Below are 23,672 nucleotides of genomic sequence, written 5' to 3' on the forward strand. Positions count from 1 at the left end.
AGTAGTCGTAGCGAGAAGAGGAACTGAGCGGCGTGCATGACCGGCATCAAATCACAGGGTGACCGCTGCTGTCAACGGGGTGCGCGTGAATCTTGCGGCAACGTGGCCTGCAAAATCAGTCCCGTCCGATAGGCGACGACTTCCCCCGTCGATATGCTTCACGGGTGCGGCACCGGTGAGGCCCTATTCATGTTCGGAGTGAGTCGGTCCATCCTCTTCGCCGGTCGCCGCACGCCTCCCCATTGCGATCGGGCTTCGGCGTGGGCGTTCGGTGGTGGTCGGTGGGCGCAGCCATGACAAAGATGCTGATGTTGAAACGACACGCTGCCATATGCGAGCGCCGAGCGTCTGCTCCGAAGCCCGATTGCCCCGCCTCTCTCGATCCGCCTGCGCGGCCGCGCATCGTTCAGAAAAACGATACACGCGCCGATATAGTTTATCGAATATCTCGAAACGCCGCCGACTGAAACCGGCCCATTAAATCAAATCGCATTCATTTTCGATTGACTGAACAATAACCATTACACGGAGAATATTTTTTTATTTATTTTTCGACATGCTTTCAAAACCGCGTTTCAAACAACAAACGTTTGCGCGACGCGGCGAGACGCCTTACCACTGTCCTTCAGGAGGAAAGCATGGCCGATTCTCAAACGTCGTCCAATCGCGCCGGTGAATTTTCGATTCCGCCGAATACCGATTTCCGCGCGATTTTCTTCGCGAATGCCGCCGAACAACAGCACATCAAGCTGTTTATCGGCGACAGCAAGGAACCCGCCGCGTATCACAAGCTGACGACGCGCGACGGCACGCGTGAAGCCACGCTGAATTCCGGCAACGGCAAGATCCGTTTCGAAGTGACGGTGAACGGCAAGCCGTCGGCCACCGACGCGCGCCTCGCGCCGATCAACGGCAAGAAGTCGGACGGTTCGCCGTACACGGTCAACTTCGGGATCGTCGTGTCGGAAGACGGCCACGACAGCGACTACAACGACGGCATCGTCGTGCTCCATGGCCGATCGGCTGATCGATCGCTCCGCCGATCCACCGACGACCGCCGGGCAGCCACCTGTCGCGCAGCCCGGCGGTTCTGCATCGCATCGCGAAGCAACGCACTCGAAACCCGTTTCGCCTTCAGCAGACCACGATGCCCATCCTTTCAGCGTCGATCACCAGTGCATCCGTCGTCACGTCCGAGACTTAGGTCGACCTTGCAACAGCCTGCGTCCACGCGGCCGAGGCCAGTTGCGTACGCGCGGCATGCGCCACGCGGTTGAACGCCACCCGCCGCTCGCCCTTCAGCTTCGCCGCATTGGCCGCGTGCACCAGCGCGACCGGATCGACGAGACGGTCATGTCGCCGGACCTCGAAGTGCAGATGCGGGCCGGTCGCCGTCCCGGTGCTGCCGACCGCACCGACGCGTTGACCGCGCACGACGCGCGCGCCGGTTCGCAGCGTCGGCTCGAACGCCGACAGGTGCGCGTAGTACGACGCATAGCCGCCGTCATGACGAATCACCACATACTTGCCGTAGCCGCGCGGCTCGGTGCCGATGAACGACACGACGCCGCGCTCCGACGCATGGACGGCGCGGCCCGCCGGTGCAGCAAGATCGACGCCGGAATGCACGTGACGCGCGCCGGTCACCGGATGCACGCGCACGCCGAACTGCGAGCTGATCCGCTTCGCGGCGACCGGCATCGCGAACCGCGAGCCTGCGAGCGGCAGGCCGTCGAAGTCGTAATAAGCGCCCGGCGAGCCTGCATCGGGCGCGAACCACACACCCGCGACGTGCTGGCCGCGAAAACGGATGTCGAGCGCCGTCACGCGCACGCCGCCCGGCAGCGTCGCATCGTCGTCCGGTTCGAATGTCACGCGGAAGGTGTCGCCGATCGCGCCGCGCTGCTTCGGATCGACGCGCCCGGCCAGCATGCGGGTGATTTGCGCGGCAACGCCGGCCGGCAGTTCGGCGCGCGCCAGCGATGCTTGCAGGCTGCCGTCAATCGCACCGGCGCGCGTGCCGCGATCCGGCGCCGCGAGCATGAACGGCTCGGCGGAGGCGAGATCGACCGGACGCCGCTCGAACGCCGCTTGCGTGCCCATCGCGGGCAATGGCGACGAAAGACCGTAGTCGAACCGGGACGCGTACGCGCGTTCGACCGCATCGCGCGCCGCATCGCACAGCACGCGGTAAGCCACGCATGCGCCGAAGCGCGCAACGGGGTCGTCGCGATCGATGCCCGTCGGCATGTTCGACGCATGCGATGCGTATGCGACGTCGAGCGGCGCTGCCGCCGATGCGCGCAAGCCGCCCCACGTCGTCCGGGCGGAATTGAAAAAAGGCACGTCGACAAGGTCGGTCGATTCCGCCGTCGCGGATGCGACGGGTGCGGCATCGCGAGCGGCTTGGGCTGCCGCAGCGTGAGCGCCGGCCACGCAGGCTGTCGCGACGACACCGCGCAACAGCACGCGGCGAATCGGAAAACACGGAGCACTGCGTCGGGCGGATTGACCTTGTTCGCGTGCGAGACGGAAACGCAGGTCTAATCGCATGACGTCGTCACTCGCTATCGATGAAAAATCGGGAAAGGACCGGGTATCGCGGAGGAACTGGCGTCGCGATCCGGCAACTTGAATACGAGTGTATCGGCATGCCTGAAACGGCTAAATAGGACCAATCTTATTTTTTGGCACCGCTGCTTAGTACTTGAACGAAATTCGGATTGCACCGTCCGACGGCATGGCACTCCGACCCCATGCATTCGCACGAACCATCGTGTGCCATGTACAGTCGAACGCTGCCGGCGCGCGAGCCCGTGCCTGCCCGAATGCGGCGGGACCATCGCGTGTCGCGCATCGTGTCACCCAACCGGAATCCCGTATGTTTCTCGATCACCTTCATCCGGAACGCTGGACGTTCCTGTGGAACGCGCTGTCCACCCTTTCCATCAAGCTGTGCGCCGGCCTGGCGCTGCTCGTCGCCGGCTGGTGGCTGTCGAAACGCATCGGCAACTGGCTGAACCGGCTGCTCTCGAACAAGGAGCGCGTCGACGACACGCTGCGGCCGATTCTCTGCGACGTCGCCGTGTGGGGCATCCGCATCGTCGCGATCGTCGGCGCGCTGTCGCAGCTCGGCATCCAGACCGCGAGCATCGTCGCGGTGCTCGGCGCGGCCGGCCTCGCGATCGGGCTCGCGCTGCAGGGCACGATGCAGAACATCGCGGCCGGCATCATGCTCCTGCTGCTGCGGCCGTTCAAGGTCGGCGACTATATCGACGGCGGCACGGGCGTCGCGGGCACCGTCGATGAAGTCGGGCTCTTCATGACGCGGCTGACGAAGCCGGACGGCATCTGCGAGTACGTGCCGAACAGCGCGCTGTGGGGCAGCTCGATCCGCAACTACACGCGCAATCCGACGCGCCGCCTCGATCTCGAAGTCGAGGTGTCGGTGCACGACGATATCGATCGCGCGCTCGATGCGCTGCGTGCGCTGGCCGTGGCCGATCCCGACGTACTGCAGGAGCCGGCGCCGGACGTGATGGTGATGCGCTTCGACGACAGCACGGCCGTCGCGAACATGCGCGTGTGGACGCACACCGACAAGTTCTGGGCGATGCGCTGGCGCCTCGCGCGCCAGGTACGCAAGACGCTCGCCGATGCGGACTGCGCGCTGCCGATCCGCACGCGCGAACTGCACATCGTGCACGACGCGGAGTCGCGCCAGGCCGGCACGCGCGCACCGGCGTCGCAAGACATCGGGGCGCGGAACCGCGCATGACGCGCGGCGCGCCCCGGCTTCGTCGTCACATCTTCACGATATCGAGCAGCGCCTTCTTGCCGCTCTTGTACGTGAACACGGAAATCGCGCCGTGCTTCAGATCGCCCTGCGGCGTGAAGCTCGTCTCGCCGATCACGCCGCGATAGTCGGTGGCCGGCATCGCGGCCAGCACCTTCGCCGGGTCCGTCGAATTCGCGCGCTTCATCGCGTCGACGATGATGTACACCGCGTCGTACGAGAACGGCGCATACACCTGCATCGGCTGGTGGTAACGCGCTTCGTAGCGCTTCGCGAACGCCGCGCCGCTCGGCATTTTCTCGAGCGCGATGCCGGCCTCGGAACACACGACGTTGTCCGACGCAGGGCCCGCGAGCTTCGGCAGGTCGGTCGAGCACACGCCGTCGCCGGCGAGGATCTTCGCGCGCATGCCGAGCTGGCGCGCCTGCTTCGCGAGCGGGCCGCCCGTTGCGTCCATCCCGCCGTACATGATCGCGTCCGGGTTCTCGCCCTTGATCTTCGTGAGGATCGCGCGGAAGTCGATCGCCTTGTCGTTGGTCGCGTCGCGCGACACGACCTTCATCCCGGCCGCTTTCGCGGCCTTCTCGAACTCGGTCGCGAGGCCCTGCCCGTACGCGGTCGAATCGTCGACCACGGCCACCGTCCTGATGCCCATGTTCTTCGCCGCATACATCGCGAGCGCCGGCCCCTGCTGCGCGTCGGTCGCGACGACGCGATACGTGGTCTTGAAACCCTGCTGCGTGTACGTCGGGTTGGTCGCAGCCTGCGAAATCTGCACGACGCCGCCGTCGCGATAGACGCGCGATGCCGGGATCGACGTACCCGAGTTGTGATGGCCGACGACGCCGACGACCTTGTCGTCGACGAGCCGCTGCGCGACCTGCGTCGCGGTGCGCGGATCGCCCGCGTCGTCCTGCGCGTCGAGTTGCAGCGTGACCTGCTTGCCGCCGATCGTGAGCCCCTTCGCGTTGATTTCCTCGACCGCGAGCCGCGCGCCGTTCTCGCTGTCCTTGCCGAGGTGCGCGATCGCGCCGGTCAGCGGCGCGACGTGCCCGATGCGCACGATCTCGTCCGCGTGCGCGGGGAACGCGGCAACCGCGCACGTCAGTGCAGCCGCAGCGGCAAATGCCGTCTTGTGATGTCGATTCATGGTTTGTCTCCTTCCTTGTCCCGCTTCGTTCGTGTTCGGATACGTCGTTCGTTGAAGGTAATGCGACGCGCTCACGCGCGCCCTTCGAAACCCAGCAGTACGTTCACCGCGTTGATGCCGATCTCCTCGACCATGTAGCCGCCTTCCATCACGAACAGCGTCGGCAGGTTCAGGCGCGCGAGCGCCTCGCCGATGCGCAGGTAGTCGGGCGAGCGCAGCCGGAAATGGCTGATCGGGTCGTGCTCGAACGTGTCGACGCCGAGCGACACGACGAGCAGGTCGGACGCATGCGCCGCGATCGCGTCCGTCGCATGGCCGAGCGCCGTGGCGTAGGTGTCCCACTGCGTACCCTTCGGCAGCGGCAGGTTCAGGTTGAAGCCCTCGCCCGCGCCCGCGCCGCGCTCGTCCGCGTAGCCGGAGAAGTACGGGTACGACACCGACGGCTCGCCGTGGAGCGACGCGAACAGCACGTCCGGGCGTTCGTAGAAGATGTCCTGCGTGCCGTTGCCGTGATGGAAGTCGACGTCGAGCACCGCGACGCGCGACGCGCCGCTCGCGATGACGTGCTGCGCCGCGATCGCCGCGTTGTTAAGGTAGCAGTAGCCGCCCATGTACTCGCGGCCCGCATGGTGGCCGGGCGGACGGCACAGCGCGAACGCCGCGCGCGCGCCGCCGTTCGACAGCAGGTCGGCGCCGGTGAGCGCCGAGTTCGCGCTCGCGCTCACCGCGTCCCACGTGCCCGCGTTGATCGGCGCGCCGGCGTCCATCGCGAAGAAGCCGAGCTTGCCGTCGATGAAGTCGGGCAGCGTCGCGGCCGCCGGCATCGCGCGCACCGGCCACACGAGCGGCAGCGCCTGGCAGGTGCGGCCCGTCGCGGTCCATTCGTCCCATGCGCCGGCGAGGAATTCGACGTAGCGCGCGCTGTGCGCGCCCGCGTAATGCGCGCGGTCGAACGCGCGCGGCGCGATCACGTCGCCGAGGCCGGCCGCGCGAACCTGCGCGAGCACCGTTTCGGCGCGAAGGGGGTTTTCGAACGACTCGGTGATCGCGCCGTCCTTCAGTTCGACGCCGCGATGCAGGTGATGATCGCTGCTGTAGACCGTGAGCATGGTTGACCGTCGCAGTGATGGCAGTGAGGGGTGGCAACAGTTTATTGACGCCGACCGGCAATAACTTTGCTTTTCACATTCGCGTTTCGTACAATTTTGAGAAAACTGTCTACGGAATCACGGATATGAGCAAAAATCGTGCCTCGGTTGAACTGGACGGCGTCGACCGCGCGATGCTCCGCCTGCTGCAGGAAGACGGCGCGCTGTCGAACGCGACGCTCGGCGAAAAGCTGTCGCTGAGCGTCACGCCGTGCTGGCGCCGCCGCAAGCGGCTCGAGGACGAGCGCGTGATCACCGGCTACCAGGCGAACCTCGACCGGCGCGCGCTCGGGATGAACGTGTTCGCGTTCGTGCAGGTGACGTTCAACATGCACTCGGGCCAGGATTCGGATCACTTCGAGGACGTGATGCGGCGGCACGACGAGGTGACGTCGTGCCACAAGATCACCGGCGCGGCCGACTACATGCTGCAGGTCGTCGCGGCCGATCTCGACGCGTATGCGGAATTCGTCGAGCGCGTGCTGAGAAAGCAGGCCGGCGTGTCGTCGATCCAGTCGAGCCTCGCGTTGCGCGAGGTGAAGTTCTCGTCGCGCGTGCCGGTGCCGGACGCGTGAACGGCGCGATGGACGCGCGGGCCCTCATTTTGTTTCCCCAAACCCATCCCATGAAACACTACCCCATGAAACGTTTCATCCGTTCCGTCTCGCTTGCCGTCGCGATCGCATTCGCATTGAGCGCCTGTGCGGCACAATCGTCCGCGCCCGCCGATTCGTCGGCGCCAGCCGCACCGCCGAGGGTCGGCGGCGATCGCGATGCACACGGCTGCATCGGCTCGGCCGGCTACGCATGGTGCGAACAGACGCAACAATGCGAGCGCCCCTGGGAACTCGCGAAGCAAAAGGGCTTCGCGAATTCGGCGCAAGCGTACGAGCAGTTCTGCAGGAACACTTCGGCGAAATAAGCGGATCGCGGCGCAATGCCGCGATGCCATGACGTGCCGACGCGAAGCATTGCGCGAACGCTCGCGCATTGCGTCGGCGCATCGGCATTCCGACGATTAAACGTTTCGACGTTTCGCATCGGCACGGGGCGCGCCAATCGCGCGCGCCGCGCCGTCAATTTCCCGCCGGTTTTCCGGTGCGGCGCACCGCGATTCCGGAAACCCGGACACGCGAAAAACCCCACAAAAACAAGGACATTTTCCGCGTGCGACACGTTAGCCGAGTTCGGTTATATTACGCGCCCCTTGCCACCCCGCCCCCGCCACACGCGTCGCGCGCGGCCTCTTTCCACGCAGCCTGAAGCGCCGTCCGCCCAGGCTTGCCGCAAGGGCCCGGGCGCATTGTGCGCCACCGCGACGCAGGCAATTGCCGGCCCGCAAGAAGCCGATCCGAAGGTCTCCTTCGCAACGGTTTCGCGTGCGCAAATGCAACGGCGCGCAGCGTCGATCCGGAATTCCGGATTCGCGATCCGGATCTCCGGATGCTTGTATCGGCGCGGTCGCAACGCTCGCCGGGCGGCATGGCAAACCGATGCATCCAAGTTGAGAAGGGATCTGCTGTGATCAAAACGTTACGGGTAATACTGTCGGCGCTCGCGCTGTGCGTCGCCGCGTCGTCCGCGCACGCCGCCGATACGAAGAAGGTCGACGTCCTGCTGGTGGGCGGCGGCATCATGAGCTCTACGCTCGGCGTCTGGCTGCACGAGCTTCAGCCTGACTGGTCGATGACGATGGTCGAGCGCCTCGACGGCGTCGCGCTGGAAAGTTCGAACGGCTGGAACAACGCCGGCACCGGCCACTCGGCGCTCGCCGAACTGAACTACACGCCGGAAAAGGCGGACGGCAAGATCGACATCTCGAAGGCGATCGAGATCAACGAGTCGTTCCAGATCTCGCGCCAGTTCTGGGCGTGGCAGGTCAAGCAGGGCGTGCTGAAGAACCCGCATTCGTTCATCAACTCGACGCCGCACATGAGTTTCGTGTGGGGCGACGACAACGTCCGTTTCCTGAAGAAGCGCTACGAAGCGCTGCAGGCAAGCCCGCTGTTCCGCGGCATGCAGTATTCGGAAGACTACGACCAGATCAAGCAGTGGGTGCCGCTGATGATGGAAGGCCGCGACCGCAACCAGAAGGTCGCGGCGACGTGGACGCCGATCGGCACCGACGTGAACTTCGGCGAGATCACGCGCCAGTTCGTCGGCTACCTGAAGACCCAGCCGAACTTCACGCTGTCGCTGTCGAGCGAAGTGCGCGAGATCACGCGCAACGCCGACGGCACGTGGCACGTGTCGTGGGTCAAGCTGCATTCGGACGAACCGCCGCAGGCCGTCGACGCGAAGTTCGTGTTCATCGGCGCGGGCGGCGGTGCGCTGCACCTGCTGCAGGCGTCGGGCATCCCCGAGGCGAAGGATTACGGCGCGTTCCCGGTCGGCGGCTCGTTCCTCGTGACCGACAACCCCGATGTCGTGAAGCAGCACCTCGCGAAGGCGTACGGCAAGGCGTCGGTCGGCTCGCCGCCGATGTCGGTGCCGCACCTCGACACGCGGATCATCGACGGCAAGAAGATCATCCTGTTCGGGCCGTTCGCGACGTTCTCGACCAAGTTCCTGAAGAACGGCTCGTACTTCGACCTGCTCAAGAGCACCAACACGCACAACGTCGCGCCGATGATGCGCGTGGGCGTCGACGAATTCCCGCTGGTCCAGTACCTGGCCGGCCAGTTGATGCTGTCCGACGATGACCGCTTCAACGCGCTGAAGGAATACTTCCCGAACGCGAAGAAGGAAGACTGGCGCCTGTGGCAGGCCGGTCAGCGCGTGCAGATCATCAAGCGCGACCCGGTGAAGGGCGGCGTGCTGAAGCTCGGCACCGAGATCGTCAGCTCGCAGGACGGCAGCATCGCGGGCCTGCTCGGTGCATCGCCGGGCGCGTCGACGGCCGCGCCGATCATGCTGAACCTGATGAAGAAGGTGTTCAAGGACAAGGTCGCGACGCCCGAGTGGCAGCAGAAGATCCGCCAGATCGTGCCGAGCTACGGCACGAAGCTGAACGACAGCCCGGCGAAGGTCGTCGAGGAATGGACCTACACGAGCGACGTGCTGCAGCTCTCGCCGCCGCCGAAGATCGACATGAATACGCCGTCGCAAGCCGCGGGCACGGCGCCGGCACGCCCGGCGAAGGCTGCCGCGGATATGGCGCTGTAACGCACGCGACACTGTTGCGCCGCCCCGCACGGCCGCCCTTGACCGGGGCGGCCGTTTTTCATGGAGGGTCCGGCGCCGGCCCCCGCCGACGCGTCCGGCAGCCGGTCGCCTCACACCGGCCGCCCCAACCGGGTTGCCGACACGCGTCGCCCGCGCCGGGCGCCCGCATCCGCTAGAATTGCGGGCACGCGCGACCTCGTCGCCGCCCGATCCATCATCCGCATCGACGCAGTCCAAGCGACCGCCGGTGCGGCCCGCGCCCGAGCCGCGCGAGCGCCGCACACCGTTGCCGCGCCCGCCCGGGCGCGCCACCAACCGAATTCAGCTGGAGAAAGACCGTGTTTACCTGCAGAAACCAAAGCTGCGGCACGCAGTGGGAAACGTCCGACGTCGTCATCAAGGACGAGGGCCAGGGGCTGCTGTTCCGCTGCCCGCTGTGCGGCGCGCGCAACTATCTCGAGCGCTTCGAAGCCGACGACGGCACCATCGTCTACGAGCAGATGGAAGGCCGGCCTTACCTCGGAGACGTGGAATGACCCAACCGACCGCCACGCCCTTCAGCGCGCTGCCGCTGACGCCCGCCACGCTCGCCAACCTCGCGCAGCTCGGTTATGTCGACATGACGCCGATCCAGGCCGCGAGCCTGCCGATCGCGCTGGCCGGCCAGGACCTGATCGCGCAGGCGAAGACGGGCAGCGGCAAGACCGCCGCGTTCTCGCTCGCGCTGCTGTCGCGCCTCGACGCGCGCAGCTTCGACGTGCAGGCGATGATCCTGTGCCCGACGCGCGAACTCGCCGACCAGGTCGCGCAGGAAGTGCGCCGCCTCGCGCGCGCCGAGGAGAACGTGAAGGTACTGACGCTGTGCGGCGGTACGCCGATGCGTCCGCAGGCGCAGAGCCTCGAGCACGGCGCGCACATCGTCGTCGGCACGCCGGGCCGCATCATGGATCACCTCGATCGCGGCAACCTGAAGCTCGACGCGCTGAACACGCTCGTGCTCGACGAAGCCGACCGGATGCTCGACATGGGCTTCTTCGACGACATCGCGAAAGTCGCGCGGATGTGCCCGACGACGCGCCAGACGCTGCTGTTCTCCGCGACCTATCCGGACGGCATCGTCAAGCTGAGCCAGCAATTCCTGCGCAACCCGAAGGAAGTGAAGCTCGAAGAGCGCCACGACAACAGCAAGATCCGCCAGCGCTTCTATGAAGTGACCGAAAACGAGCGGCTGCACGCGGTCGGCCAGTTGCTGAACCACTACCGCCCCGTGAGCACGATCGCGTTCTGCAACACGAAGCAGCAGTGCCGCGACCTGCTCGACGTGCTGCATGCGCAGGGTTTCCACGCGCTCGCGCTGCACGGCGAGCTCGACCAGCGCGAGCGCGACCAGGTGCTGATCCAGTTCGCGAACCGTAGCTGCTCGGTGCTGGTGGCAACCGACGTCGCCGCGCGCGGGCTCGACATCGCGCAGCTCGAAGCGGTGATCAACGTCGACGTGACGCCCGACCCGGAAGTGCACGTGCACCGCATCGGCCGCACCGGCCGCGCGGATCAGGACGGCTGGGCGCTGAGCCTCGCCAGCATGGACGAGATGGGCCGCGTCGGCTCGATCGAACAGGCGCAGAAGCGCGATGTCGAATGGCATCCGCTCGCCGAGCTGAAGCCGGCCGGCGACGACACGCTGCTGCCGCCGATGGAAACGCTGCAGATCCTCGGCGGACGCAAGGACAAGATCCGCCCGGGCGACGTGCTCGGCGCGCTGACCGGCGACGCCGGGTTCGACGGCAAGCAGATCGGCAAGATCAACGTGACCGAGTTCTCGACCTATGTCGCGATCGAGCGCGGCGTCGCGCACGACGCGCTGCGCAAGCTCAATGCGGGCAAGATCAAGGGCAAGCGGGTCAAAGTCCGGTTGATGGACGAGGAGTGACGGGAAGCGGCGCGGACGGTCGCACCGTGTCGCACCGTGTCGCACCGTGTCGCGCCGTTCCGCGCCGCCCGGCACTACCCCGCACTACCTGCGCATCACGCCAGTTCCGGATACCCGTGCGCGGCGGCCTCTCGCGCAAACCGCGCAATCGTGTCGTAGTCGTCGGGCGACAACCGCTCGAATCCCTTCAGTCTCAGCACGCGCGAGCGTTCCGCATCGGCCGCCACCGCGCGATCGAGCGCATCGCGCAACGCGGCCACCTGCGTTTCCTCCAGCGCCCGCGACGCGATGAACGGCAACCCCGGCGCGGATGCCGTCGTGCCGATGATCCGGATGTCCTTCAATAAGTCGGGCAACGCATCGCGCACATACGCGAACGTCACGCAGTCGATCGCCGCGCAGTCGGCAACACCTGCCGCCAGCGCGCGCAACACGTTCAGGTGCGAGCCGAACGCCGTCACCGACCCGAAGAAGCGGCCGTCGTGCGCATGCGGCGCGACCGCATGCCGGAACGCGTTCATCCCGCTGTGTGAATCGGCACCGTTGAATGCGGCGCGCAGCCCTCGACAGGCGGCGAGCGCTGTCGCGCCGCCTGCATGCACGCGCGCCGACACGACCAGCATGCTGCTATAGCGCGTACCGTTGCAGCCGTGCGCGTCGAAAGCGGGTGTCGCGATCAATCGCACGGCGTCGCGCAAACCAAGCATCCGGTACGGGAAGCCGCACGTCTGCGACAGCAGCAGATCGTCGCGCCGCCACAGCGCGTGCAAATCGCCGAACGGTTCGTCGGGCAGCGCGGCGTCCGCCGGCCCGCCCGCGTTCGCGAACGCATCGAGCGCGTCGCGCAGCAGCGCGCGCCACAGCGCGGCGTGGCGCGGCGTCACGTTGTACATCGGCAGTTCTGCGATCCATCGGCTCATGCGCGCATTCTACGGGCGAAACGTCAGAACACGTGCCGTATACCGGCACGGCCGACCGCCTGCTTCTGGTTGCCCGACGGATTGAAGCCCGCGATCTGCGCGACCGGCGCATCGCCCGCCGCCTTCTGGAACGCCCCCATCACATAGACGCTCGTGCGCTTGGACAGCGCGTATTCCACGCTCAGGTTGAACTGGTGATACTTCGGCTCCGCGTTCGTCGCATGGTCGCGGCCCGTCGTGTACGTATAGCCCGCGCCGATCGTCACCGCCGGCGTCGGCGTGACGAGCGTCGACAGCTCGTAGTTCTGGAACGTCGCGTCGTGCCCCGCGCTGCCCTGCTGGAAGTTCGTGTTCGTGAAGTCGGCCAGCACCTTCAGCCACTGCACGACCTGGTACGACGCGCCGACGCCGAACATCTTCTGCGCGCGCGCCGCATCGAGGTAGTTGCCGTAGATCGCGTTCGTGAAGCCCGGATAGTTCTGGTAGCCCTGCGTCGACACGCCCGGGTTGTTGATCCGCAGGTAGCCGATGCCAAAGCCGACCGGCCCCGCCGCGTAGCTCGCGCCGACGCTGAACGTCGCGTTGTCCGAGAACCGGCCCGGCTGCCCGCCGAACGCGTAGAGGCCGCCGAACGTGACGCCCGCGATCGTCGGGCTGCGGTACTTGACCGCGTTCGAGATCGGGAAGCCGTTGTCGGTGTTGTCCATGTCGTTCGGGTGCGCGAAGTAATAGCCGCCGATGTTGCCGTTCAGCGTGAACGGCTCGACATAGTCGACGATCGAGTCCCACTGGCGGCCGAGCGTGAGCGTGCCGAGCTTCGCGTCGTTCAGGCCGACGTAAGCGTTGCGCGAGAACGCGAGCCCGCTGCCGAGGCGGCCGGAGTTGATGTCGAAGCCGCTTTCGAGCCGGAAGATCGCGCTCAAGCCCCCGCCGAGATCCTCGGTGCCGCGCACGCCCCAGCGGCTGCCGGCCGTCACGCCCGACGCGAGCTGCACGAGATGCTTGCCCTGCACGTTCGACACGTAGTCGACGCCGTCCTCGACGATGCCGTACAGCGTGACGCTGCTTTGCGCGTGCGCGGTGGCGGCCGCGGCGAGCGGCAGCGCGAACAGGAGTTTCTTCATCGGGAACGTCCGGTTGTTTTGATCAGATATGCGAAGCGTCTTCGTGGAATGCGGGACTATATCGGCGCCCTCCGCGCGCGCCAACGAACGAATCGAGAATTCGATTCCCGAAGTTCCGGGTCGCGCGCCGCCAGACGCCGGCCGGCGGGCTTGTGACCCATCGCGATAAGCAAATGCGAATCGGTTGATTGGCCGCCCGGCACCGATTCGATACAGTTCGCTTTCCTTCCGAATCGTCACGGGCCGCCTGCGGTTCGCCCGCACGTCGCATCGCGGCCGGCGCCCGGCCTGCTCCATTCCAGAACCATGGCCGAATACTTCGACGTCGACCACGCGCGCGCGATCGCCGCGCTCGACGCCCGTTTCACCGCCCGCACCGAGTGGCCGACCTGGCTGCTGGTCGTCGCGATCTACGGCGGCTGGCTCGCGGTGCTGCTGCTCGTGCGCGAACGGCACCTGTCGCCGGCTGCCGCGACGCCGCCGCTGATCCTGCTCGGCGCGTGGCACCTGTCGTTGCAGCACGAGCTGCTGCACGGTCATCCGACGCGTTCCGCGCGGCTGAACAAGCTGCTCGGCTATCCGCCGCTGACGGTCTGGTATCCGTACACGCTGTATCGCGACACGCACCTCGACCATCATCGCGACGAAGACCTGACCGTGCCCGGCGTCGATCCCGAAACGAACTACGTGTCGCGTGCGTGCTGGGCGACGCTGCCGCGCTGGCGTCGCGTGCTGTCGGTCGCGCGCAAGACGTTCGTCGGGCGGATGGTATGCGGCCCGCCGACGAGCATCGCCGCGATGTTCGCCGATGCGTTCGCCGAGTTCCGGCGCGGCGAGTTTCGCTACCTGCCGATGTGGGCAATCCACATCGCGTGCGTCGTGGCGCTGCTCGCATGGCTGCAATCGGTGATCGGCGTGCCGTGGTGGTACTACCTGCTCGCGGTCACGTGGCCCGCGCATTCGCTCGCGATGATCCGCTCGCTGTACGAGCACCGCGCCGCGCGACACCCGAAGGCGCGTATCGCGATCAACGAAGCCGGCTTCGCGATGCGGCTGCTGTACCTGAACAACAACTACCACCTCGTCCATCACGACCTGCCGAAGCTGCCGTGGTACGACCTGCCGCGCGCGTACCGGATGCGTCGCGACGCGTATGCGGAAAAATGCGGCGGCTTCGTGATCCGCGGCGGATATCGCGAATTGCTGGCGCGTCATGCTTGGACGCCGACCGATGCGCCGGTGCATCCGTTCGATCAGGGCACGGCGTCGCTGTCGACGGGTGGCGGGGTGAAGGTGGCGGTGGCCGACAAGGTTCTGCAGATCAGCACGTAACGGTCGACGGAGCCGCGCTTCGTCGTCACGTCGCCCGGGTCGACGATGCGGGCGCAAGGCCGCGCGGCATGCCGACCCGCCCGTCCCCGCCAGAATTCCTTACGAAATTCCGACAATGCGGAGACGCGTCGGCGAATTGCCAATTGCGCCGGCAATGTCCAGAATGGCGGCTCATCCAGGGCTTCCAACAATCATTCGCCCCGGCTCTGCCCCCGGCCGCGCGCCGCACTCCCCGACGACGATGCAACCGAACACCCCACCCGGCGCGATCCGCGCGATCGGTAACGACTGGTCCGTTTCCGCGATCACCGCGGGCTTTCTCGCGGTCCTGATTTCCTACGCGGGCCCGCTCGCGATCTTCTTTCAAGCCGCGCAGGCAGCGCACGCGTCGAACGCGATGGTGTCGTCGTGGGTCTGGGCGATCTCGATCGGCGCGGGCGTGTCGGGCCTGCTCGCGAGCTGGAAGCTGAAGGTGCCGGTCGTCACCGCGTGGTCGGCGCCCGGCACCGCGCTGCTCGTCGGCCTGTTTCCGCAACTGACGCTCAACCAGGCCGTCGGCGCGTACCTCACGGCCGCGCTGATCATCCTGCTGATCGGCGTCACCGGCTACTTCGACAAACTCGTGCGCCACATTCCACGCGGCATCGCGTGCGGAATGATGGCCGGCATCCTGCTGCCGTTCGGCACGCATGCGTTCGCCGCCGCATCCGACCAGCCGGCGCTCGCGTTCGGGATGATCGCGGCCTACGTGATCTTCAGGCGCCTGCTGCCACGCTACAGCATCGTGCTCGTGCTGCTCACGGGCGCCGCGCTCGCGACGCTGCTCGGCATGACGCATCTCGGCAATGTGTCGCCGAGCATCGCGCGGCCGATCTTCATCGCGCCCGAATGGACGCTCGGCACGACGCTCAGCCTCGCGCTGCCGCTCGTCGTCGTCAGCCTCACCGGCCAGTTCCTGCCGGGGATGACGATCCTGCGCGTGTCCGGCTATCACACGAGCGCACGCCCGATCATCACGGCCACCGGCGTGATGTCGCTCGTCGTCGCGTGCTTCGGCGGGATCACGATCGTCGTCGCGGCGATCACCGCGGCGCTCTGCACCGGCAAGGACGCGCACGAGGATCCGGATCGGCGGTACATCGCCGGGCTCGCGAACGGCGCGTTCTACCTGATCGGCGGACTCTTCGCGGGTACGATCGTCACGGTGTTCTTCGCGTTGCCGAAGGCGTTCGTCGCGATCCTCGCGGGGCTCGCGCTGATCGGCGCGATCGGCGCGAACGTGCACGGGATCTTCGAGGACGAGAGCCACCGCGAAGCATCGGTGATCACGTTCCTCGCAACCGCGTCGGGAATGACGTGGCTCGGGCTCGGCTCCGCGTTCTGGGGGATCGTGATCGGGTCGCTGTCGTATGCGGTACTGAACAAGGTGCGGCGGCCCGCGTAGTGCACGTTGCGCCCGTCGTGCGCATCGCTCGCCGCCGCTTCGATCAGCGCGCGTGCCGGCGCACCAGTTGCGCGAGCGCATCCGCCAGCGTCGTCGTCCCGTAAAGCCGCTCCGACACGCCATCCTCCACATCGATCTGCCCGGCGTTGTGCACGTCGTACAGATCGACGATCAGTTGCGCATGGCGTTCGCCGAGGCCCGTGCGCAATAGCGTCGCAGTCCACGTGTCGCGCGGCAGCTCATGCGCGACGATCGCGCGGCCGGCCGCCGCGCCGAGCGTATCCGCGATCGCCGTCACGCTCACCCGCCGCGGCCCTTCGACGCTGACGATGCGCGGCCCGTTGCCGCCTTCGGGCGCATCGAGCAGCAGCCGCGCGGCGACGACGCCCACATCGGGCGCCCAGACCGTCGGAAACACCTTGGCCACCGGATGATGAAAGCTCGGCAGCACGCCGGTGCCGAGCGCAACCGGCAGGATCCGCGTCCAGTTCTGCAGATGCTCGGCCGAACGCAGCAGCGTCAGTTGCGTCGGGATCGTCTTCAGCCGCTCCTCGAAGTGATGAAACAGACGCGTGATGCCCGTATTGCCGTCGCGCTCGGCACCGTAGTCCGACAGCGCGAGCAGCGCGGGCGGCGGGTTCGCGGCGAGCGCGGCGGTTGCGACGTCGATCGTCCGCGTCATCGTCGCGGCCGGATCGGGATCGGCGACGGGCACCGGGCACAGCATCTGCACGGCCTGCGCGCCGTCGAGCGCCGACGCGATCGCGTTCGCGTCCGTCAGCGCCGCGATCGCCACGTCGCAGCCGAGCTGCGCGAAACGTTCACGATGGCGTGCATCGCGCAGCACCGCGCGCACGGGATGGCCTGTGTTGCGCAAGGTCGTCACGGTCGACCAGCCGACGTTGCCTGATGCACCGAAGATCACGAACACGATCCGCTCCTGGGGGATGAAGGTGTGGTGATTGTCGGCATGCGCGGCCTGGACGGCGCGCAGGGAGGGATGAATCGAGCAGGAAAAGATGAGTGATTCGACTAGTACCAGGCAACGCGCCGCACCGGCCGTCAATCGCGAACCGGTACTGCCCTATTGACAGATCGGCCGTGACATCCTGCAGGCAGGCAGCGCAAGGTTGGGGGGCAAGGTTATCGAGCGGCTGGCGCACGACCTCAAGACGGCCTTTCCCGACATGAAGTGCTTCTCCCGCGCCGACCTGATGTCCATGCCCTCTTTCGCCGACGTCTGGCCGGACGCGGCAATTGTCCAACAACCTGTTGGACAATTTCCCTGAGGTCGCAAACCTGCTTGCAGTGAATCGAACCCGACAGCCCGCATCCGTCACGGCGCCACCGCGTCGTTACGCCTCACTCCCCCCGCCCTCGCCACCGGACGCCAGCCGCAGCGCGCCCCGCGCGCCCGAGCGCGCGATCTCGGTCGGCGTCGCGCCGAGCACGCGATTCATCCAGTTCGCCATGTGGCTCTGGTGCGCGAAACCGGCTTCGAGCGCGATCTGGCTGATGCTGAGCCGGCCTTCGAGCAGCAGCGCCTTCGCACGCTCGACCCGGCGCCGCACGACGTACTGGTGCACGGGCATCCCGACCGTTTCGCGGAACAGCACCTTGAAATGCGGCACGCTGATCGACACGAGCGCAGCGAGTTCGGCAAGCGTCAGGCGCCGGTCGAGGTTCGCCTCGACATAGTCGATCACGCGCGTCGCCGCCTTCGGTGCAAGCGTGCGCCGGCGCTCGCGGAACGCCGGCTGGCTGTCGACCAGCCGCGTGACGAGCGCCGTGCACAGGCTTTCCGCATAGAGCGGATCCGACGCATCGTCCGCTTCGAGTTCGGCCGCCATCGCCCACGCGATATGCTGCAGGCGCGGGTCGCGCACCTGCAACCGCCGGCGGATCTGCGCCTGCGACGGCTTCAGTTCGAGGTGCTCGAAGGTGCGCCGCACGAACGCGTCGCCGAGCATGATGTGCAGGATCCGGCAGTCGGCGCTGTCGGTCCACTGGCCGGGCAGGCCGGCCGGAATCACGTCGACGTCGCCATGCGCCTGGATGCGCGACACCCGCTCGCCGTCGCACACGCAGTCCGCACGAACGGGCCCGCCGATATGCACGCCGATGCGGTGATGGTCGGCCGCCGGAATCCGGTACGTGCCGGCGCGAATGTCGAGCAGCGCCGCGCCGAAGCCCCGCCAGCCGAGCCCGCGGCTGGAACGCAGGCTGACCGGTACGCCGTTGTCCGGCGGCGCGGCGAGAATCGGGTCGCTCATGGCTTGGCTCCACCAGATCGTGTATCGAACGCGCATTGTGACGCGTTTTCGGGCGGCGTGCCGGGCCTGCGGAGGCCGCACCCGGACGGACGGAAAAGATCATCCGTTTCTGCTCAAGCCGATCCTTACGTGAGCGCCGGCGGGCACCGTGCCGCTTACGATCGCCCCATCCGACACCTACGGAGAACGTCATGCCCCATTACTGCCCGCAACGCGCGGCGTTCACCGCGCCGCCGCCGTCCGGCGCCGCCAGCCTTCTCGCCGCCCCCCGCTCCCGCAACAACCGGACCGCCATCGCCGCCTGGGGCCTGCGCCTCGTCGGCTGGTATCGGCTCGAACGGCTGCTCGCGTCGATTCCCGACAGCAACGACGACTTCGGGCTCGTCTGAGCGGCCAGCGCGCGCGGCAGCCACCCGTTTGCGCCTACTTGCGCCGCCGCTCGTGCGGCGCCGCCGTCGCGCCGTCGATCACCGGCGCGCCCTGCTTGATCAGGAAGTCGCGGAACAGCCCGGTCACCTGCGAGATCCGCCGGTCGGCGAGCGTGACCACATACCATTCGCGCTCGATCGGGTTGCCGGGGAACGGCAGTTGCCCGAGCAGCCCCGCGCGCAGTTCGAGTGCACACGCGTGCAACGACAGGAACGCGATGCCGAGCCCCGCTTCGGCCATCTGCTTGATCGCCTCGTTGCTCGACAATTCGGACCCCACATGGAAACGATAGCCGGCCGTCTTGAACAGGCTCTCGACGGTCGAGCGCGTGCCCGCGCCGCGTTCGCGCACGAGCAGGTGCGCGGATTCGAGATCCTTCAGCGCGACGCGTTTGCGCTGCATCAGCGGATGGCCGGGCGCCGCGACGAACACCATCGGATGCTTCGCGAACTCGACCGCGTGCGTGCGCAGTTCCTTCGGCGCGCTGCCCATCACCGCGAGATCGATTTCATGCGTCGCGAGCATGCGGATGATGTCGTCGCGGTTGCCGACCTTGAAATATGTCTTCACATGCGGACGCGTCGCGGTGAATTTGACGAGCAGCGGCGGGATCAGGTACTCGGCCGTCGTGATCGCGCCGATCCGCAGCGTGCCGCCAAGGTCGCCCGTCAGCGCGGCCACTTCGTCGCCGGCCTCGCTCCACAGATGCAGGATCTCGCGCGCGTAACGCGACACGATCTCGCCGGCCGCGGTCAGCTGCACACCGCGCCCCACCCGCTGCAACAACGCGGCGCCCACGGCCTCCTCGAGCAGGCGAACCTGCAGCGACACGGCCGGCTGCGTCAGGTTCAGTTCCTCGGCCGCGCGCGACACGCTGCCGAGCCGCGCAATCATGTCCAGCGCCTTCAACTGTCGGAATGTCGCGGTCTTTCCTATAAGTGAATACATATGAGTCGCTTATAAACATTAAATTGTTCGAGTGGGTTCGAAACTATATCGTCGGTTCTTGAGCAATGTCATCCGAATCGTCATCAGCGGGAGCCCAACATGGACAACACCACGCCCAACCTTGCAACGGACCGCGCGCCGCGCATCGTGATCGTCGGCGGCGGCGCCGGCGGCCTGCAGCTCGCCACGCGTCTCGGCGATACGGTCGGACGCCGCGGCCAGGCCGAAGTCGTGCTCGTCGACCGCTACCCGACGCACTTCTGGAAGCCGCTGCTGCACGAAGCCGCGTCGGGCCATCGCGACCCGGCCTCCCACACGATCGAATACGCGGCGCAGGCGAAGCGCCACGGCTTCCGCTTCGTGCAGGGCGCGCTGCAGCGGGTCGACCGCGCGGCACGCACGGCGACGATCGCCGCCGTGCAGGACGCCGACGGCACGGAAATCCTGCCGCAGCGCGAACTCGGCTACGACGATCTCGTGCTCGCGGTCGGCAGCGTGACGAACTTCTTCAACGTGCCGGGCGCGGCGCGCCATGCGCTGCCGCTCGAAAACCTCGACCAGGCCGAGGATTTCCGCCGCAAGTTTCTCGCGGCCTGCACGAAGGCGAATCATCTGGCCGAGCAGCATCCGGCGAAGCGCGCGGCACCGATCTGCATCAACGTGATCGGTGCAGGCGCGACGGGCGTCGAGCTGGCCGCGGCGCTGCGGCACGCGATCCAGCAGCTGACGACGTACCGCTTCAAGGCGCTGGTGTCCGCACGCGACGTGCACATCCGGCTGATCGAAGGCGGCCCGCGCATCCTGCCGGCGCTCGACGCGCGGCTGTCCGCGAAGATGCACGCGCAACTTCGCGCGCTGGACGTCGACGTGCTGACCGATACACGCGTCGCCGAAGTGGGTGCTGATGCGGTGACGACCGCGACGGGCGAACGGCTCGCGAGCGACATCACGATCTGGGCGGCCGGCGTCGCAGGGCCCGCGATCCTGCGGGAGATCGGCGACATCGCGCTCAACCGGTCGAACCAGGTGATCGTGACCGACACGCTGCAGACGCCCGACGATCCGCACGTGTATGCGTTCGGCGATTGCGCCGCGTGCCCGTCGACCGGCGCGAGCGGCTTCCTGCCGCCGCGCGCGCAGGTCGCGCACCAGCAGGCCGTGTATCTGGGTCACGCATTCGCGCGCCGCGTTGCCGGCAAGCCGGTGGCCGGCTTCACGTTCCGCGATGCGGGCACCGTCGTGTCGCTCGGGCACGCCGGCGCCGTGTACCAGGCCGACCTCGGCATGCGTTCGCGCTCGCTGATCGTCGACGGGCTCGCCGCGATCGGCCTGTACAAGTTCCTGTACCGCAAGCACCTGTTCAGCGTGTACGGCGCGAAGCGCGCGCTGTTCCAGTCGCTGAGCCATTGGCTGCAAAGCCGTAACCAGCCGTCGATCAAGCTGCACTGATCGACCGCCGACTCGCGGGAACCCAGCACGGCGTATCGGGCGATGCGTGCCCGATACGCCGTTTTTTCATATGCATATGACCGGGGCATTCGCAACGTGCGCAAGTTTGGTGCATCACATTGAAGGCCGTCGATACGATGCATGTCGTCCAAAAAACTCTTCACGATACGCATCCCATGCCCACATTGGCTCACAACGCGATTCATTAGCGAAATCGTATGAGTCGGATATAAATATTAATTGGTCGCGTTTTCCGGATCGACGCTAAGGTGTGTGGCATTCCCGTCGGCGAACGGATCATCACGTTTCTGAAGAGGAATCACCGTGGTTATCGAAGCCATCGTCACCCGTCTCGACGCTGCATTCGCGCAGATCGAAGCGACACCGGATTCGCACGAATCGCGCCATCAACGCGACGCAATCATCCAGTGGCTCGACCGTGCGTCGGAAGAAGGATATCGACTCGGTCTCGTCACGACGCTGCCGGCCGCACGGCTCAGCGACATGTTCGAAGGCCAGTTCGGCCGCGCGAACCTCGACCGCTTCTCGGTCGTCGTCACGGACGCCAATCAGCAGGAGTCCGGATCAAACCAGCATCCTTTCGACGTCGCACTGCAGGCACTCGGCGTGCCGCCCGAACGCGCGGTGGCGATTGCGAGCAGCGAACCGGAACGCCGCGAAGCCGAGCATTTCGGCCTGTCGCGCTGCGTGAACATCACCGACACGGTGCGCTCGATCGCATCGGCCGGCCTGCACTGAACGCCGGCATATGGGCCGGCGGCGGCCGGCCATCGTCGAGCGGGCCGCATTCCGACGCTTGCCCGACTTAATCCTGACATTTCGCTGTCAAAGTCGCTTGCAACACTTCCGGGCTTGACCGATCTCTCCCGGAGACGGGACGACGCAATACCGTATCGTCCCGCCCGTTGCACGCCACGATGACACGCCCGACCCACACCGCCGCCGCCCTCGCAATCGCCAGCCTGCTGCTCACCGCCTGCGGCGGGGAAACCTCGACACCGCCCGCCACATCGGCCGACGACAGCGGCTCGACGCCTGCACCGCAGCCACAGCCCACCCCTCGGCCCACGCCGGCGCCCGCGACCTACTACCAGACGAAGACACCGTACCGTCCGCAGCAGGATGCCGCAACGTACGAAGCGCCGCCCGCCGGCTACGCGCCCGTCTATGCCGAACTCGTCGCGCGCCACGGCTCGCGCGGGCTGTCGGGCTTCAAGTACGACGGCGCGATCTACGCGATGCTGGTCAAGGCCGACGCCGACGGCGCGCTGACCGCGCTCGGTGCGCAGCTCAAGGCCGACACGTACGCGATGATGAAGGCCAATGCGCTGCTCGGTTACGGCGTGTCGGGCATCTCGACGCCCGGGTACGGCAACCTCACGCAAACCGGCATCCGCGAACACCAGCAACTCGCCGCGCGTCTCGCGCAGCGGCTGCCCGCGCTGTTCTCGGCGGGCAACCGGCAGGTCGTCGTCGTCAACTCGGGCCAGGATCGCGCGGTCGACAGCTCGACGGTTTTCTCCGCGGCGCTCGTCGCCGCGCAGCCGGCGCTGGCCGCCGCGATCACGCTGCCGTCCGCGCCGTCCGGTTACCCGGCGAACGCACCGGCCGCGCAACCGGCCGGCACCAACCGCGTCCTGCTGTATTTCCATTCGCTGAAGCCGGCCACCGATCTCGTGACCGATACGAGCGATCCGTACTACGCAACCTATCAGGCAAGCCAGGCCTACCAGACCTACGCGAACGACACGACGGTGGCCGCGAAACTGAAGGCGATCAAGGCCGCACCGCAGGCGGCCGACGTCGCGCAAACGGTGCTGTCCGCGCTCGCATCGCCGGCGTTCATCGCGAAACTCGGCACCGACGGCTACACGTTCGCGAACACGGGGACCTATTCGTTCACGTCGTCGGACGGCAAGTTCACCAACACGCTGAAGGGCGACGGCAAGACGAAGATCGCAACGGCCGTCGATGCGGTGAACGTGCTGTACAACCTGCTGCAGGTCGCGCCCGCGATGACGGCGGAAACCGGCGGCGTCACGATGGAGAAGTACATCGGCGCGGAGCAGGCGCAGTATCTTGCGTATCTGCAGGATGCCGAGGACTACTACCAGAAGGGGCCCGGCATCCAGGAAGCGAATCCCGTCACGTACCGGATGGCGAAGGTGCTGCAGGACGACTTCTTCGGCGAAGTCGATGCGATCGCGCGCGGCGACCTGACCCGCGCCGCGAAGCTGCGCTTCACGCATGCGGAGATCGTGATTCCGTTCGCGTCGATCATGAACCTGAAGAACGTATTCGTGCCAATGCCGCAGGCGCAGACGTACACGTATGCGAACAATCCGTGGCGCGGCGACCAGGTGTCGCCGATGGCCGCGAACATGCAGTGGGATGTCTATCGCAACGGGCCGCGGCTCATCGTGAAGTTGCTGTACAACGAGCGCGAGACGGATTTCCAGGCTGCGTGCGACGGCGCGAAGATCGCGCCGGGCAGCCACTTCTATGACTATGCGGGGCTGAAGGAGTGTTACGGGTATCAGTGA

At 66.8% G+C, this 23,672-nt stretch carries 21 protein-coding genes and 1 pseudogene; 14 read left to right on the forward strand and 8 right to left on the reverse strand.

Annotated elements, in window-relative coordinates; genetic code table 11:
• Window positions 1–638: 638 nt before the first annotated feature.
• Window positions 639–1,027: pseudogene (locus tag JYG32_RS39610) on the forward strand (fucose-binding lectin II).
• A gap of 173 nt (window positions 1,028–1,200) precedes the next feature.
• Here the strand turns inward: JYG32_RS39610 and JYG32_RS26925 are convergent.
• Window positions 1,201–2,553 carry a M23 family metallopeptidase gene (locus JYG32_RS26925; protein WP_213265638.1) on the reverse strand — a complete coding sequence of 451 codons (1,353 nt, stop codon included), beginning with the start codon at window positions 2,551–2,553 and terminating at the stop codon, window positions 1,201–1,203.
• Between the two features lie 328 nt (window positions 2,554–2,881).
• Between JYG32_RS26925 and JYG32_RS26930 the strand changes: the two genes are divergently transcribed.
• Complete coding sequence (locus JYG32_RS26930; protein ID WP_213265639.1) at window positions 2,882–3,778, forward strand: mechanosensitive ion channel family protein; 897 nt, start codon at window positions 2,882–2,884, stop codon at window positions 3,776–3,778.
• 25 nt (window positions 3,779–3,803) lie between these two features.
• On the opposite strand, the gene JYG32_RS26935 is transcribed toward JYG32_RS26930, so the two are convergent.
• Both JYG32_RS26935 and JYG32_RS26940 read right to left on the reverse strand, forming a co-directional pair.
• The gene (locus tag JYG32_RS26935; RefSeq protein ID WP_213265640.1) at window positions 3,804–4,946 is read right to left on the reverse strand and encodes a branched-chain amino acid ABC transporter substrate-binding protein; all 1,143 of its coding nucleotides are present in this window, start codon (window positions 4,944–4,946) and stop codon (window positions 3,804–3,806) included.
• 71 nt (window positions 4,947–5,017) lie between these two features.
• Window positions 5,018–6,055: a histone deacetylase family protein gene (locus JYG32_RS26940; protein WP_213265641.1), complete on the reverse strand. Its 1,038-nt coding sequence runs from the start codon at window positions 6,053–6,055 to the stop codon at window positions 5,018–5,020.
• A 125-nt stretch (window positions 6,056–6,180) separates the two neighbouring features.
• On the opposite strand from JYG32_RS26940, the gene JYG32_RS26945 reads away from it, so the two are divergent.
• From JYG32_RS26945 to dbpA, 5 genes are all read left to right on the forward strand, one after another.
• Window positions 6,181–6,669: an Lrp/AsnC family transcriptional regulator gene (locus JYG32_RS26945; RefSeq protein ID WP_213265642.1), complete on the forward strand. Its 489-nt coding sequence runs from the start codon at window positions 6,181–6,183 to the stop codon at window positions 6,667–6,669.
• 65 nt (window positions 6,670–6,734) lie between these two features.
• Complete coding sequence (locus JYG32_RS26950; protein WP_213267490.1) at window positions 6,735–7,016, forward strand: hypothetical protein; 282 nt, start codon at window positions 6,735–6,737, stop codon at window positions 7,014–7,016.
• 560 nt (window positions 7,017–7,576) lie between these two features.
• A complete protein-coding gene (gene mqo / locus JYG32_RS26955) occupies window positions 7,577–9,259 on the forward strand; it encodes a malate dehydrogenase (quinone) (protein ID WP_213265643.1) in 1,683 nt (560 codons plus the stop codon).
• A 338-nt stretch (window positions 9,260–9,597) separates the two neighbouring features.
• Entirely contained in the window at window positions 9,598–9,795 is a 198-nt protein-coding gene (locus tag JYG32_RS26960) for a hypothetical protein (RefSeq protein ID WP_174378657.1), read from the forward strand.
• Window positions 9,792–11,189, forward strand: coding sequence for an ATP-dependent RNA helicase DbpA (dbpA, locus tag JYG32_RS26965; protein ID WP_174378656.1), 1,398 nt, complete (start codon window positions 9,792–9,794; stop codon window positions 11,187–11,189). Before JYG32_RS26960 ends, dbpA begins: the two co-directional genes overlap by 4 nt.
• Window positions 11,190–11,284: 95 nt before the next feature.
• On the opposite strand, the gene JYG32_RS26970 is transcribed toward dbpA, so the two are convergent.
• Both JYG32_RS26970 and JYG32_RS26975 read right to left on the reverse strand, forming a co-directional pair.
• A complete protein-coding gene (locus JYG32_RS26970; RefSeq protein ID WP_213265644.1) occupies window positions 11,285–12,109 on the reverse strand; it encodes a phosphate/phosphite/phosphonate ABC transporter substrate-binding protein in 825 nt (274 codons plus the stop codon).
• Window positions 12,110–12,132: 23 nt separating this feature from the next.
• On the reverse strand, window positions 12,133–13,233 hold the full coding sequence (locus tag JYG32_RS26975; RefSeq protein ID WP_213265645.1) for a porin: 1,101 nt from the start codon (window positions 13,231–13,233) through the stop codon (window positions 12,133–12,135).
• Between the two features lie 306 nt (window positions 13,234–13,539).
• Here JYG32_RS26975 and JYG32_RS26980 point away from each other — a divergent pair, with 306 nt between their 5' ends.
• Complete coding sequence (locus JYG32_RS26980) at window positions 13,540–14,565, forward strand: fatty acid desaturase (protein WP_213265646.1); 1,026 nt, start codon at window positions 13,540–13,542, stop codon at window positions 14,563–14,565.
• 241 nt (window positions 14,566–14,806) lie between these two features.
• Window positions 14,807–16,009, forward strand: a complete 1,203-nt coding sequence (locus JYG32_RS26985) for a benzoate/H(+) symporter BenE family transporter (protein WP_213265647.1) — start codon at window positions 14,807–14,809, stop codon at window positions 16,007–16,009.
• Window positions 16,010–16,052: 43 nt separating this feature from the next.
• On the opposite strand, the gene JYG32_RS26990 is transcribed toward JYG32_RS26985, so the two are convergent.
• Window positions 16,053–16,940, reverse strand: a complete 888-nt coding sequence (locus JYG32_RS26990) for an NAD(P)H-binding protein (protein WP_213265648.1) — start codon at window positions 16,938–16,940, stop codon at window positions 16,053–16,055.
• A gap of 199 nt (window positions 16,941–17,139) precedes the next feature.
• On the opposite strand from JYG32_RS26990, the gene JYG32_RS39125 reads away from it, so the two are divergent.
• The gene (locus JYG32_RS39125) at window positions 17,140–17,298 is read left to right on the forward strand and encodes a DUF1016 N-terminal domain-containing protein (protein ID WP_249744659.1); all 159 of its coding nucleotides are present in this window, start codon (window positions 17,140–17,142) and stop codon (window positions 17,296–17,298) included.
• A 66-nt stretch (window positions 17,299–17,364) separates the two neighbouring features.
• Here the strand turns inward: JYG32_RS39125 and JYG32_RS27000 are convergent, their stop codons facing one another.
• Window positions 17,365–18,282: an AraC family transcriptional regulator gene (locus JYG32_RS27000; protein ID WP_213265649.1), complete on the reverse strand. Its 918-nt coding sequence runs from the start codon at window positions 18,280–18,282 to the stop codon at window positions 17,365–17,367.
• A 191-nt stretch (window positions 18,283–18,473) separates the two neighbouring features.
• Here JYG32_RS27000 and JYG32_RS27005 point away from each other — a divergent pair, with 191 nt between their 5' ends.
• Complete coding sequence (locus tag JYG32_RS27005; RefSeq protein ID WP_213265650.1) at window positions 18,474–18,671, forward strand: hypothetical protein; 198 nt, start codon at window positions 18,474–18,476, stop codon at window positions 18,669–18,671.
• 34 nt (window positions 18,672–18,705) lie between these two features.
• Here the strand turns inward: JYG32_RS27005 and JYG32_RS27010 are convergent, their stop codons facing one another.
• The gene (locus JYG32_RS27010; RefSeq protein ID WP_174378648.1) at window positions 18,706–19,659 is read right to left on the reverse strand and encodes a LysR family transcriptional regulator; all 954 of its coding nucleotides are present in this window, start codon (window positions 19,657–19,659) and stop codon (window positions 18,706–18,708) included.
• Window positions 19,660–19,758: 99 nt separating this feature from the next.
• Between JYG32_RS27010 and JYG32_RS27015 the strand changes: the two genes are divergently transcribed.
• The 3 genes from JYG32_RS27015 to JYG32_RS27025 all read left to right on the forward strand — a co-directional run bounded on the left by JYG32_RS27015 (window position 19,759) and on the right by JYG32_RS27025 (window position 23,672).
• Entirely contained in the window at window positions 19,759–21,108 is a 1,350-nt protein-coding gene (locus JYG32_RS27015) for an NAD(P)/FAD-dependent oxidoreductase (protein ID WP_213265651.1), read from the forward strand.
• A gap of 324 nt (window positions 21,109–21,432) precedes the next feature.
• The gene (locus JYG32_RS27020) at window positions 21,433–21,867 is read left to right on the forward strand and encodes a phosphatase (RefSeq protein WP_174378646.1); all 435 of its coding nucleotides are present in this window, start codon (window positions 21,433–21,435) and stop codon (window positions 21,865–21,867) included.
• 179 nt (window positions 21,868–22,046) lie between these two features.
• Window positions 22,047–23,672 (forward strand): histidine-type phosphatase, encoded by a 1,626-nt coding sequence (locus tag JYG32_RS27025; RefSeq protein ID WP_213265652.1) that lies wholly within the window; start codon window positions 22,047–22,049, stop codon window positions 23,670–23,672.

The organism is Burkholderia pyrrocinia (genome assembly GCF_018417535.1).
Lineage (GTDB): Bacteria > Pseudomonadota > Gammaproteobacteria > Burkholderiales > Burkholderiaceae > Burkholderia > Burkholderia pyrrocinia_E.